General features: G+C 71.9%; 3 protein-coding genes (1 of these 3 running past the window's edge). All 3 read right to left on the bottom strand.

Annotated elements, in window-relative coordinates:
* Tightly spaced (each overlapping or abutting the next), the 3 genes in view from KY572_RS11570 to KY572_RS11560 form a layout consistent with a single transcriptional unit that may run on beyond the window.
* A protein-coding gene (locus KY572_RS11570; RefSeq protein ID WP_224242632.1) for a non-ribosomal peptide synthetase crosses the window boundary here: on the bottom strand, window positions 1-2,692 show its 5' portion. Its footprint begins 2,087 nt before the window's first position; only the first 2,692 of its 4,779 coding nucleotides appear in the window; it begins with the start codon at window positions 2,690-2,692; the stop codon falls past the left edge of the window.
* Window positions 2,689-8,247, bottom strand: a complete 5,559-nt coding sequence (locus KY572_RS11565; protein ID WP_224242631.1) for a type I polyketide synthase — start codon at window positions 8,245-8,247, stop codon at window positions 2,689-2,691. Before KY572_RS11565 ends, KY572_RS11570 begins: the two co-directional genes overlap by 4 nt.
* Entirely contained in the window at window positions 8,244-13,664 is a 5,421-nt protein-coding gene (locus KY572_RS11560) for a type I polyketide synthase (protein WP_224242630.1), read from the bottom strand. Before KY572_RS11560 ends, KY572_RS11565 begins: the two co-directional genes overlap by 4 nt.

The raw sequence follows: 13,664 nt of genomic DNA, 5'->3' as shown, positions 1-13,664 counted from the left end.
GCAGGAAGCGCTCGGCGGTCAGCGCGGGACGGTTGTGGTAGCCCCGCGCGACGCCGCTCCCACCGATGTACAGCTCCCCGATGACGCCGTACGGCACCGGCCGCAGCCGCTTGTCGAGCACGTACAGCGACGCTCCGTCCAGGGCCCTGCCGATGCTGACGTGGGCCTTCCGCGAGTCGAGCGATCGGACGGGGTAGAAGGAGGAGAAGGTGGTGCACTCCGTCGGCCCGTACACGTGGAGGAGCCGCTGCGGGCAGCCCTCCTCGAGCACCTGCTGGACGCGGAGCGGGTCCACCACCTGCCCTCCGAAGAGCAGGACGCGCAGGCTCTGGAAGACGGTGGGGCGGACGCTGGTGAGCTGCTGGAACAGCGCCGTGGTGACGAAGAGCGTGGTGACGCCGTGACGGACCAGCGCCTGCTCCATCGCGTCCGGGTCGAGCGTCGTCTCACGAGGCAGGATGACGAGGCGGGCCCCGTTGAGCAGCGCGCCCCAGATCTCGAAGGTCGACGCGTCGAAGGAGGTGTTGGAGGCCTGCGCCACCGCGTCCTGGGTGCCCAGCGACACGTACTCGGTGTCGAGCACGAGGTTGAGGATCGCCCGGTGGACGACGCCGATGCCCTTGGGCGTGCCGGTGGAGCCGGACGTGTACATCAAATAGGCGAGCCTCTCGAGGCTGACGTCCACCTCGGGCGCGTGCGAGGGGGCCCGAGCCAGCAGCTCCGCATCCTGGTCCAGGAGCACGGCCTTCACCGGGCGTGACCGGAAGGCGTCGAAGTGGCGCGAGTCGGTGACGAGCACCTCGATCCCCGCGTCCTCGCACATGAGCGCGAGGCGCTCGGCCGGGTACTCGGGGTCCAGCGGGACGTAGGCCGCGCCAGCCTTGAGGATGCCCAGGAGGCACACCACCAGGTCCGCGGAGCGCTCCAGGCAGAGCCCGACTCGAGCCTCGGGGCCGACGCCCAGCGAGCGCAGGTGGTTCGCCAGCCGGTTGGCCCGCGTCTCCAGCTCGCCGTAGGTGAGGATGCCGCCATCCGGGGACACCACCGCCGGGGCCCGCGGAGAGCGCGCCGCCTGGGCCGAGACGAGCTGATGGACGCCCTTGCCGCTCTGCCAGCGGCTCGGTGGGACACGGGGGGCGGAGACGAGCTGGGCCTCCTCGTCCTCGGAGAGGAGCGGAAGCTCCGACAGGCGTCGGGACGGATCGTCGAGCGCTGCCTCCAGCAGCCGCTGGAACTGATTCACGGTGCGGCGGATGGTGGAGCCCTCGAAGAGGTCCGTGCTGTAGACGAGCCCTCCGTGCCAGGCGCCGCCCTCCTCCCAGACGTGCAGCTCCAGGTCGAAGCGCGTCCAGCGGCCGGCGAGGATCGCGGGCGTCGGTCGGATCGTCGTCACCCCAGGCACGTGGGTGGCGGGCAGCGGCGCCTGCTGCAGCGCGAAGGTCGTCTGGAAGAGCGGGTTCTTGCCCCGGTGCCGCTCGACCTTCAGCTCCTCGAGGATGCGCTCGAAGGGGATGTCCGCGTGCTCATAGGCGCCGAGCGCCAGGGTCCGCACGCGGCGCACCAGCTCGCGGAAGCTGGGGTTGCCGGAGGCGTCCAGTCGCAGCACGAGGTTCTGGACGAAGAAGCCCACCAGGCCCGCCAGCTCCGGGCGGCTGCGGCCGGTGATGTGCGAGCCCACGACCAGATCCTCCTGGCCGGTGAGCCGGGCGAGCAGTGCGTAGAAGCCCGCCAGCATCGTCATGAAGGCCGTGGCCTGCTCCTCCCGGGCGAGCCGTGCCAGTGGCTCCGTCAGCGCCGGGGACATCGAGAAGCGGAGCACGTCTCCGTGAAAGCTCTGGACGGCGGGGCGCGTGAAGTCGGTGGGCAGCCGCAGCTCCTCCATGCCCTGCAGCCGCTCGCGCCACCAGGAGAGCTGCGCGCGCAGGGGCTCGTCCTGGAGGCGGGTTCGCTCACGCAGCGCCTCGTCTCCGGGCTGGAGCGGCAGGGGCGGGAGCGGGTCCGCCTTGCCCGCGGCGAACGCACGGTAGAGCGCGCTCAGCTCGCGGACGATGACCTCGTTGGACCAGGCATCGGTCACGATGTGGTGCAGGGTGACGAGCAGCCGGGCGTGCTCGGGGCCGAACTTCAGCAGCGTGAACCGGACCAGCGGTCCCCGCTCCAGATCGAACACCTGATCGAGCTCCCCCTCCGCCTCGCTGGCCGCCCTGCGCGCTCTCTCCTCCGCCGGCAGATGGTCGAGCTCCACCACCTGCAACACCGCCTCGCTGGCGGGAGCGATCACCTGGGAGAGCTGGCCCTCCACGGGGTACAGCGCCGTGCGGAGCGCCTCGTGCCGGCGCACCAGGGCCGTGAGTGCTCGCTGGAGCACGCCCATGTCGAGCGTCCCCTCGAAGTCGAGGGAGATCGGCACCGTGAGGAACGGCGTCTCCGGCTGGAGCTGGTTGACGAACCAGAGCCGCTGCTGGCCGAGCGACAGCGGGAGGATCCGTCCCTGGCCCTCGCTCGCGGTCCGGCTCGTGGGACGGGCCGACTCGCGCAGCAGCTCGAGCAGCTCGTTGCGGCGGGCACCAATCGCCTCGCGGAGCACCGGCGTGAGCGCGCCTTCGGGAGCCCGGAACCGCAGCCGCTCCCCCTCCACCCACAGCTCGATGCCCCGCCGCGACAGGTCGGCGAGCAGCTCGGTCGCGCTCATAGCTCGCCTTCCTCCCAGCCGGCCGGCTTCGGCGGCGGTGCCTTGGCTCCCGCGGAGAGGTTCGCCAGCAGCTCGGACAGGGACACGTTCGACAGCAGCCGGGCCATGGGCAGGGAGACGCCGAGCTCCAGCTCCAGCCGGTTCTTCAGCTCGACGCCCATCAGCGAGTCGAGGCCCTGCTCAATCAGCGAGCGCTCCTGGTTGAGCTGGGCGGCCGGGATGCGCATCACCTCCGCGATATGCCCGAGAGCGAGCTCGGCGATGCTCGCCCGCGGCGGCGGGGATGCAGCCGGCTCGGAAGGAGCTGGGGTGGTGGACGGCACCGGCGCGCGCAGCCGGGAGTAGAGCGGGGTGGCGGCGAGCCGCTCCTGTCGGGAGGACCACCGGTCGAAGTCGAAGGCGGCCACGCCCGCCAGGGAGACCTCGTGGCGCAGCAGCCACTCGAGCGCGCCCAGGGCCTGTTCGGGCTCGATGCTGGAGAAGCCCTGGTGGACGAGGAGCTCCTCCCGCTTGCGATGCGAGGCGACCTCTCCCACGCGGGCCCATGGGCCCCACTGCACGCTCGTCGCTGGCAGCCCCAGCCCGCGCCGGTGGAGCGCCAGGGCGTCCAGGAAGCTGTTCGCCGCCGCGTGGTTGGCCTGTCCCGGCGAGCCGAGCAGCGAGGCGAAGGACGAGAAGAGGACGAAGAAGTCAAGCTCGCGCCCGCGCGTGAGCACGTGGAGGTTCCAGGCGCCGTGGACCTTGGCCCGGGCAGGGACGAGGAAGCGCGTTGCATCCATCTCCGCGACGACGCCGTCGGCCAGGGCTCCCGCGGCGTGGAAGATGCCTCGCAGCGGCGGGAGCTCGCGGTCGATGCGGGTGAGCAGGGCTTCCAGGGCGGGGCGCTCTCCCGCGTCCAGCGTGGCGACCTCCACTCGCGCGCCGCTCTTTCGGAGCTCCTCCACCGCTCGGGCGGAGGCTTCCGAGGGCGCCGTGCGACCGAGTAGCACCAGGTTTCGCGCCCCCTGCCTCGAGAGCCAGCCCGCGGTGGCCAGTCCCAGCCCGCCCAGCCCGCCGGTGATGAGGTAGGTCGCATCCGACCGGACCGGAGGCATGACTGCTCCAGCCCTCGCTTCGCCCGGAAGCTCCCCTCGGTGCAGGCGCGCCACATGGCGCCGGCCATCCCTGAAGAGGAGCTGATCCTCGGAGCTGGGCGCCTCGAGCTCCGAGACCAGCGCGCGCAGGTCCTCATCGGAGCCGCCGAGATCCACCAGGGTCGTCTGGAGCCCCGGAGCCTCATGCATCAGCGTCCGCCCGAGGCCCCACAACGGAGCCTGCGCCGGGGTGCCGCGCTGTCCGGCCGGGAGCTTGTCCCAGACGCGCTGGGTCAGCACCCACAGCCGGGGAGTTCCTGGCAGAGGCTCGGTAGCCATGCGCTGAGCGAGAGGCAGCAGCGCCAACGCTCCTGCATCGAGCGCGGCGGAGAGCTGCTCCGGGCCGCCATCCTCGGCTGCCCCGGCATCGAGACCCGAGAGGAAGAGCACGCCCTTGCACGTCCGGTGTGGACCGAGCGCATCCAGGAGCGCCTCGCGCAGCCGGTCGCCCGACCGCGCGTCGGAAGGAGGCCGACGGATCACCACCACCCGCTGGCCCTGGGCTTCGAGCCGCGCGGCCAGCCGTCCTGCCACGCCACCTGCATCGGCGAAGAGCAGCCACGCGCCCTCACGGGCCGAGGCGACTGGCGAAGCAGGACGCTCCTGGGGCTGCCACTCGATGCGATGCAGCAGCTCCGCGGGAGTGCTCGAGGAGGTGGAGGCAGGCCCCGGGGCGGCCGCCGTCCGAGAAACCTCGGAGGGAGGAGAGGCCGTCGCGAGCCGCTCCTGGTTCGTGCGCAGCACCGAGGCGCGGGAGGCGTGCCGGTCCAGCGTGGCGATGAGCACCACGTAGCTCAGCAGTCCGCGCTCGAGAGAGCGGCGGATGTTGGCCCAGGACTCCAGCGCCTGGATGGCCTCCTCGTCGAGGGAGCGCTTCTCGGCCAGTCGCCGGAGCTCCCGTGCGTCGGTGGGATCGTCCAGGAAGTTCATCACCTGGGCGCTCACGTCCACGCACTCGGACAGGCGCAGGCGCTGGTCGGCGAGCAGCTCGCCCCACTCGGAGCGGGCCGAGGCGAACGTGGAGGTGGTGTCCACCTCCAGGCCCGAGCGCGTATTGGCGACGAGGTCCGCGAGCAGCAGCGTGCCCCCGGGGCGCAGATGCCGAGCGATGTTGGAGAACAGCGCGGCCTTGTCACGGACCAGCCCGGCCACCTCGAAGCCGAAGGCCATGTCATACGTGCCGGGGAAGTCCGTGTGGGCGCTGTCGGCCACGCGCACCCGGACACGGGAATCCAGCCTCGCGGCGCTCAGTCGCTGCTGGGCGAGCGCGGCCTGCCGGGGTGACAGCGTGAAGCCGTCGAGCTGGAGCTGGGAGTGCCGCTGCGCCAGGTCGAACAGATCGGTCGCGTAGCCGCAGCCGATGTCGAGCGCCTGCGTCACGGTGGAGAGGTCCACCGAGCCGAAAGCGATCTCGCGCAGGGCTCGCTGGGCCTCCACGAGCTGGCGGTGGATCTCCGGGTGCGCGTCGGGCTGGAACAACCCCAGGGACCAGGAGAACCCAGGCACGCGCTGGGGCAGCAGGCCGAAGGTGAGCAGCGCGGGCGCCGAGTCTCGACCGTGCAGCGAGCCCTCGTGCAGTGGCGCGATGGCGTCGTAGAAGCGAGCGACGGTGTCCTGGTCTGTGGAGGGACGGCTCTCGACGGGCCGCTCCGTGGGAGGGCGGGCCGACTGGGCCTCCGTGCTGTCGTCGAACCAGAAGCGCTGCTTCCGCCAGGGCATGGCAGGCAGCGTGAGGACGGCGCCGGGCTCCTGGAGCGCCTCCCAGTTCACGTCGCGTCCCGAGGCGTACAGCCGCGCCAGGGACTCGAGGAGCACACGCCGGCCCGACTCATCGCGGCGCATCGATGGGATGAGCAGCGCGGGACGCTTCGCCTCGCGCACGCCATCGAGGCCCGTCGCCAAGCCGGGCAGCAGCACCGGGTGGGGACCGATCTCGATGAAGTCGATCGGTCCACTCTCGAGCGCCTGCTCGATGGCCGGCCAGAACCGCACGGGCTGGCGCAGGTTGTCCGCCCAGTACGCGGGGCTCAGCTCCTCACCGGCAATCCGCTTCCCGGTCACGGTGGAGAAGATCGGCACGCTGGAGGCCCGAGGCGTGAGTCCACGCAGCGACTCCTCCAGGGAGCGCCGCGAACCCTCCAGCCGCGCCGAGTGCGCGGGCACGTCGATGTCCATCCGGCGGCAGCGGACCGCCTTGCGCTCGAAGTGCTGGACCACCTGCTCCACGGCCTCGGAGTCCCCGGAGACCACGGTGGAGGTGGGGCCGTTCACGGCGGCCACCGAGGCCTTGTGGCCGAGCGATGCCAGCGCCTGCTCCACCTCTGGAGCCGCCAGCTCGATCAAGGCCATGGTGCCTTGTCCGCTCAGCTGCCCGAGCAGTCGGGCCCGAGCGGTGATGAGCTTCGCGGCGTCCTCCAGCGAGAGGGCGCCAGCCGTCACCGCAGCGGCCACCTCTCCCATGCTGTGCCCGACGACGAGCTCGGGAGTCACACCCCAGCTCCGCCACAGCTCCGCCAGGGCGACCTGGAGCGCGAAGCCGGCGAGCTGCGTCTGGACGATCGCGGGAACGCTCGAGCCAGGCGTCGAGCCCTCGAGGATCGCGAGCACCGAGGGCGCGCCGTTCTGGCGGAGGGCTGCTTCACAGCGCTGGAGCGCCTCCCGGAAGACAGGCTCCTCCGCCAGCAGCTCCTTCACCCGGGCCGCTCCGTATCCGCCGAACCCGGAGAACACGAACGCGAGTCGGGGCTGCCTCCCTGGGCGTCTGCCGGTGAAGGCGTGGGCGGGCGTGGGGCCCTTCACGAAGTCCTGGAGGAGCTGAGTGAGCTCGGCCTTCGTCCCGACGCAGGCCGCCAGACGGAAGTCCAGGTGGGAGCGGCGGGCTCCCAGCGAGAAGGCGACATCCCGCAGAGAGGCCGAGACTCCCTCCGGCTCGTTCCCGAGCCAGTGCAGCAGGCGTCGGGCCCGCTCGGCGAGCATGGCCTCATCCGCCCCCGAGAGTGCCACCACGCACGAGCGCTCCGTGGCGGGAACCGATACGGGAGCTTCACGCGGGGGCTCTTCCAGGATGACGTGGGCGTTCGTGCCGCTGAGCCCGAAGCTGCTGACGCCCGCCAGTCGAGGAGCGGAGCCCGCGGGCCAGGCCGTCGCCCGCGAGACGATCTCGAAGCGCTCGGGGTCGAGCTGGATGTGCGGGTTGAGGGTCTGGAAGTGCAGGTTCGCGGGGAGCTGCCCGGCCTGGAAGGAGAGCAGGACCTTGATGACACCCGCCAGCCCCGCCGACGCCTCCAGGTGGCCGACGTTGCTCTTCACGGAGCCGATCCGGCACCGCTCTCCGGCGCTGCGACCCGTGGAGAGCACCTCGGTGAGGGCCTCGATCTCGATCGGGTCTCCGAGCGGAGTCCCGGTGCCATGAGCCTCGACGTAGCCGATCTCCCGGGGCTCGACTCCCGCGTGGGAGAGGGCCTGCTGGAGCAGCTCCCGCTGCGCCTTCCCATTGGGTGCCGTGAGCCCGAGCGAGCGGCCGTCCTGGTTGATGACGCTGGAGCGGATGACGCCGTGGATCCGGTCTCGCCTGGTCCGCGCATCCGGCAGCCGGCGAAGCACGAGCGCGCCGACGCCCTCGCCCCGCACGTAGCCATCGGCCCTGGCATCGAACGTGCGACACCGTCCGGTGGGAGAGCTGCCCTGGAGACGCTCCGTCAGCAGGGTCACCACCGGATCCAGGATGAGGTTCGACGCGGCCACGATGGCCAGCTCGGACTCTTCCGCCGCCAGGCTGCGGCAGGCGAGGTGGAGCGCCACGAGCGAGGAGGAGCAGGCGGTGTCCACCACCAGCGTCGGCCCGCGCAGATCGAAGTGGTAGGCGATGCGCCCGGCCGCCATCGCGTCGGAGATGCCGGTGCTGACGTAGGCATCCGCGCGCTCGGGATCGGCGAGCTGCAGGCGGGCATAGTCGTTGTTGTAGAGCGCGACGAATACCCCCGTGGGGCTGCCACGGAGGGGGGCGGTGTCCTGGCCCGCGTCCTCCAGTGCCTCCCAGATCAGCTCCATCAGGAGCCGCTGCTGCGGATCGAGCCGCGAGGCCTCTCGGGGAGAGATGCCGAAGAATGACGCATCGAAGCGGTCCACCTCGCGCAGGTACCCGGCGCTGCGTCCGGGGTGCTCGGGAGAGTGGGCGGGCCATGCCGGGACCTCGCGCCCCGCGGGACGTGGACCGACGCCATCCGTTCCCTTCGAGAGCACGTCCCAGAACTCGCGCGGCGAGTTGGCCCCGCCGGGGAAGCGGCAGCTCATGCCGACCACGGCGATGGGGACGTGCTTCGCGTCCTGCAGGCGGACCACCTCCGCGCGCAGTCGGCGCAGCTCCTGGTAGGCCTCCAGCATGAGATCCCGATCGGTCTCGGGTGCTCCAGAGGTGCTCATCGCGTCCTCGTCTTCCTGGCGGCTGCCAGTTCCTGGGCGAGCGCCTGGGCCAGCTCCTCTCGGGAGAGCGGCTCTGGCCGTGGCGGAGTGGGTTCCGGAGCGAGTGGCGCGGGGGCGGCCGCTTCACGCTCGGGGGGGCGGGAGAGGTGTTTGCCGCGCATCGCCTCCACGCTCTCGGCGAGCGCGGCGATCGTCGGATGGTTCCAGAGGAGCGTGGCGGGTAGCGGCACCCCGGCCAGCCGCTGCAGCCGGTTGCGCAGCTCCAGCCCCATCAAGGAGCTGAGGCCCAGCGCGCCGAGCGGCTGCCGTGCGTCGAGCTGTTCCTCGGGGATGCGCAGCACCCGCGCCACCTCTCGCGCCACGATGGCTTCGAATCCACCTGTCGCGGAGACTGTCGTGGAGGCCGTGGCCTGGGCAGATGCTGGGCTCACCGCGTCGCCGAGGACGGGCGCGAGGCGAGGGGCTCGGGCCGCGGTCGAGTGGAAGGCCACCCACGATGAGGGGTGGAAACGGAGCGAGGCAACCTGCACCGGATTCCAGGCGAGAATCCGGCCGAGCGCCGCGAGCCCCTGGGCCGGGCTCACCGCGGCGATGCCTCGGAGCGCGGCTCCATCCCCCATGCCGAAGCGCGCGGCGGCGAGGCCTACCTCCGCCCAGGCTCCCCAGTTCACGCTGATGGCCGGAGTGCCCCGAGCCCGTCGTGCGTGCGCCAGGGCATCCAGCGCCTGGTTCGCCGCGGCGTAGTTCCCTTGTCCCGGTGAGCCGAGCACGGAGGCCGTCGAGGAGAAGAGGACCAGCGACTCCAGCGCGTCGTCGCGCGTGAGGCGGTCGAGGTGGAGCGCACCGGCCAGCTTCGGCGCCAGCACCTTCCAGAAGCGGTCTCGGTCCAGGTGGCGCAGCGGATCGTCATCCAGGACACCGGCCGCATGGAAGACGCCGCGCAGCGGAGGGCACCCGGAGCGGATGCGCCGGAGCGCCGCGGACAGGGCCTCGGGGTCGGACACATCGGCCAGTGCCACGTGGACCGTGATGCCTCGCAGACGGAGCGCTTCGAGTCGGGCCTGCGCTCGCTCGGAAGCAGGCGTCCGGCCGAGCAGCGCGAGCGTCGTCGCTCCGCGGTCTGCCAGCCAGTGCGCCAGCTCCAGGCCGATGCCTCCCAGTCCCCCCGTGATGAGGTAGGTCCCCCGTGCGTCGAAGCGGACCTCCGCCGCGGGAGTGTGAGGCTGGGCGGACACGAGGCGCGAGACGAAGCGCCGCGAGCCACGAAGGGCGATCTCGTCCTCGGCGCCCTCCTGCCGGAGCTCGTCGAGCACGGCGGAGAGGAGGGCGGGAGAGGCCGGGTCGTCGAGGTCGATGCGCCGGCAGGACAGCTCCGGGTGCTCGTGGGGGAGGGTCCGACCCAGTCCCCACACCGTCGCGCTGACAGGGGAGGGGACATCCCCGGGCACCGTGGCCTGGGACCGCTCCGTCACGACCCAGAGCCGACTGCGATGGGCTCGGGAGGACAGCAACCGCACGAGGTCCACCAGGGCCCCGCAGCCCGAGTCGATGGCCGCGCGCAGTCCGGAGGCATCGGGCATGGCTACCGCCTCGCTCCCCAGGCTGCCCAGGTGGATGATGTCATCGAAGCGCTCGGCCAACGCCTGCTCCAGCGCGGCGCGGCCCTCCTCCGAGGAGGGGACGAGGGTGCACCGTCCGCCCTCTGACTCGAGGCGAGCCGCCAGGCGCTCTCCGAACCCGGTACGGTCCGAGAGGATCAACCATCTCCGCGAGAGCGGCAGGGGCGCCGAGCCGGTCAGGGCCTGCGGGACCCAACGCACCTCGAAGAAGTCCCCCTCGGACGTCGAGCCCGTGTCGGCGGCCAGGGCATGCAAGCGGAGCCCGGTGAGGCTTCCGATGCGGACGCCCGAAGCGGCATGAAGGGTGATGTCCCCTTCGAAGGAGTCGCTACTCGTGGTGTCTCCGTGCCGACGCTGGAAGCAGCTCCAGCGCAGGTCCGGAGCGCTCTCGCTCCGTCCCAGGGAGAAGGACGCGATGCTCACCGGCACGAAGGTGCGGGTCGCGCTCTCGGGAGTGTCCGGTCCTGCGTGGAGCAAGGCCGCGCAGACCTGCATGGCCGAGTCCAGCTGCCCCGGGCTGACAGGAAGCGGCCCGAGCGCCGAAGCGTGGGAAGACGCCGAAGCCAGCCGGGCGACACCTCCATCCGCCTCGACGCCGAGCTGCTCGATGGCGTGGAAGCTCTCCCGGTAGTCCAGGCCGCGCCGGACCAGCGCGCCGTAGTGCGCATCGGCCGAGAGGCGCACCCGTGCCTGTCGGAGCCGGCCCTCCAGATCGGGCGCATCGCCGCCAGCCAGAGACTCCCGGACCACGCGGCCACGTGCGTACTGCACCCAGGCCTCCGAGCCCGTGACACCATCTGCGCGGCCCGAGAAGTGGAAGGTCGTCTCCCCCTTCGAGTCCTGCTCCAGCACGAGCTGAAGGCGACTCCGCTCGGGAGGAGCGAGGCGCAGTGGGCGCTGGAACTCGATGTCTCGCAGGCTCAGGTCGCTGCCGCCCAGCTCCTCGCGCGCCGCCTGCAGGGCCAGGACCAGGAAGGCACTGCCCGGGAACGTGGGGGTGCCAGCGATGCGGTGGTCTCGCAGCTCCGCGAGCGTGGCCGGATCCAGCACCCACTCCCGGTAATGGACGCCAGCCCTGTCCGCCGGAGTGAACCGCCGGGGCTGACCCGCTTCCGGCCCCGAGTGCCCATGCTCGAAGCTCCCCTGACCCGTGGAAGCCGAAGCCCCCGAGTACCAGTAGGGCCGCCGCTGCCACGCGTAGGTCGGCAGCGAGGGCGCGGGCCCGGACAGGGGCTGCACCGCGCTCCAGCCCACCGGGACTCCCGCGACGTGGAGCTGCGCCAGCGCTTCGAGCATCGCCTGTCGATCACCAACGTCTCGCTGCAGCGAGCCTATCGCCCGGCCGCCCCGGCCCTGGAGCTGCTCCTGGATGGCCACCGAGAGGAGCGGGTGCGGTGCCAGCTCGAGGAAGAGCTTCGAGCCGCGCGTCAGCGCGCTGTCCACCGCCTCGGTGAAGAGGACGGTGTTGCGCAGGTTGCTGGCCCAGTACCTCGCGTCCAGCGGCGTCCGATCGATCAGCGCCGCCGTCACCGAGGAGATCATCGGCACGGTGGGAGCCTTCGGCCGCAGTCCGGCGAGCGCCGTGGTCATCTCCCCGAGCAGGGGCTCCACCTGGGGCCCGTGCGCGCTGAAGTCCACGGGGAGCCGTCGACAGAAGATGCCTCGGGCCGCGGCGGTGGACATGAGCGACTCGAGCGACTCGGGAGGCCCCGAGACGACGGTGGTGCGTGGCCCGTTGTGCGCCGAGACGCTCAGGAGCGGAGACACCGAACGAGCCAGCGCGTCGGCCTCGGAGGCGGTCAGGTCGAGCAGCACCATTCCACCCTGACCCGAGAGACGGGACGCGAGCTTGCTGCGCACGGCGATGACCCGCGCGGCGTCCGCCAGCTCCAGCGCGCCCGCCACATGCGCGGCGGCCACCTCGCCCATGCTGTGCCCCAGGACCGCCGAGGGCTGCACACCCCACGCGCGCCACAGCGCCGCCAGGGCGACCTGGATCGCGAAGATGGCGGGCTGGGTGAGCTCCACCTGCTGCAGCCGGGACGACTCGGCAGGCCTGCCAAGCTCCTCGATGATGGAGCACCCCAGGTGGGGCCGCAGGGCCTCGTCACACCGGCGGAGCGCCTCTCGGAACACCGGCTCCTGCTGCGCCAGGGTGTGGCCCATCCGCGCCGCGTGCCCGCCCTGTCCGGAGAACACGAAGACGGGGCCGTTGGAGCTCTCGACCTTCCCCGCATGCACACCCGGGGCGTCGCCCTCGCGGGCCCAGGCTCTCAGCTGGCTCACCAGCTCCGAAGCCTGGGAGCCGATGGCCACCAGCCGGTGAGCATGGTGCTTCCGTCGGAGGGCGGAGGCGGCGCAGACCCGAGGCAGCTCCTCTGGAGCAGTCAGACCTTCCAGATGGCGGGCGTGGCGCTCGGCCTGCTCCCGAAGCGCCTCGGGAGTGGGCGCCGACAGGGGCAGGGCCCAGGACGCGGGGACATGCTGCGCCCGCTGGACTCTGGGGGCCTGTGGAGGCTCCTCGACGATCAGGTGCGCGTTGGTACCGCCGATCCCGAAGCTGCTGATGCCCGCGCGCAGCGGCCCTCCCTGGCTCCGCCACGGCTGGTGGCGGGTGACGACGTGGAAGGGGCTCTCCTGGAACTCGATGCGCGGGTTGGGCGTCTGGAAGTGGAGGCTGGGCACCAGCTCGCGATGCCGCAGCATCAGCGCGACCTTGATGAGCCCCGTGACCCCCGCCGCGCACTCGAGGTGCCCGACGTTGGTCTTCACCGAGCCCACGCCACAGAAGCCACGGCGGGACGTCTTCTTCCGGAACGCTCGGGTGAGCGCGGCGATCTCGATGGAGTCGCCCAGCGGAGTGCCGCTGCCGTGCGCCTCCACATAGGACACGGAGTCCGGGGACACATCCGCGAACTCGTGCGCCGAGGCGATGACCTCGGCCTGGCCATCGAGCCCCGGAGCCGTGAAGCCAATCCGCCGGGCGCCGTCGTTGTTGGTGGCCCAGCCTCGGATGACGGCGTGGATGCGGTCTCCCGCCTCCAGCGCATCCTCCAGGCGCTTGAGCAGCACCACCCCAACGCCGCTGCCCAGCGTGGTGCCCTGCGCCGCCACGTCGAAGGCCCGGCAGTGCCCATCCGGCGAGAGCACTCCGCCCTCGGGAGCCAGGTAGCCGATCCGCTGGGGAATCCGCAGGGTGACGCCGCCGGCGAGCGCGGCATCACACTCCTCCAGGAGCAGGCTCTGGCAGGCCATCGCCACGGCCACCAGCGAGGTGGAGCACGCCGTCTGCACGGAGACGCAGGGGCCTTCCAGGCCCAGCTTGTACGCGGCGAGCGTGGCCAGGTAGTCCTTGTCGTTGCCGATCAGCGCCTGCAGCCCCATCGGCGAGCCGGACAGCTCCCGAGCCAGTCCCCCGAGCGCGTGCAGCAGATAGGCGCTCATGCTGCAGCCCGCGAAGGCGCCCACGACGCCGCGGAAGCCCGCCGCCGTGCAGCCTCCCTCCTCGAGCGCCTCCCAGGCGCACTCCAGGAACAGCCGGTGCTGCGGATCCATCAGCTCGGCCTCGAGCGGAGGGATGCCGAAGAACGACGCGTCGAAGCCCTCGATGTCGTCGAGGATGCCCTTGGCCGGCACGTAGCCCGGCACGGCTGGACCCGCCTCGGGGAAGAAGGTGATGGACTCCACCCCGTCGCGCAGGTTCGCCCAGAAGCGCTCCAGATCGGACGCGCCCGGGAAGCGGCCACTCATGCCGACGATCGCGACGCCGGGAGCGGAGGTGTCCGCCAGATCGCTCAT

It is taken from the genome of Hyalangium gracile (genome assembly GCF_020103725.1).
Lineage (GTDB): Bacteria > Myxococcota > Myxococcia > Myxococcales > Myxococcaceae > Hyalangium > Hyalangium gracile.
This window is presented reverse-complemented; position numbering and strand designations above follow the sequence as displayed.

Coding starts and splice junctions, on each gene's coding strand:
- KY572_RS11565 (WP_224242631.1), bottom strand. CDS start 8,247: ATGAGCACCTCTGGAGCACCCGAGACCGATCGGGATCTCATGCTGGAG.
- KY572_RS11560 (WP_224242630.1), bottom strand. CDS start 13,664: ATGAGCGATCTGGCGGACACCTCCGCTCCCGGCGTCGCGATCGTCGGC.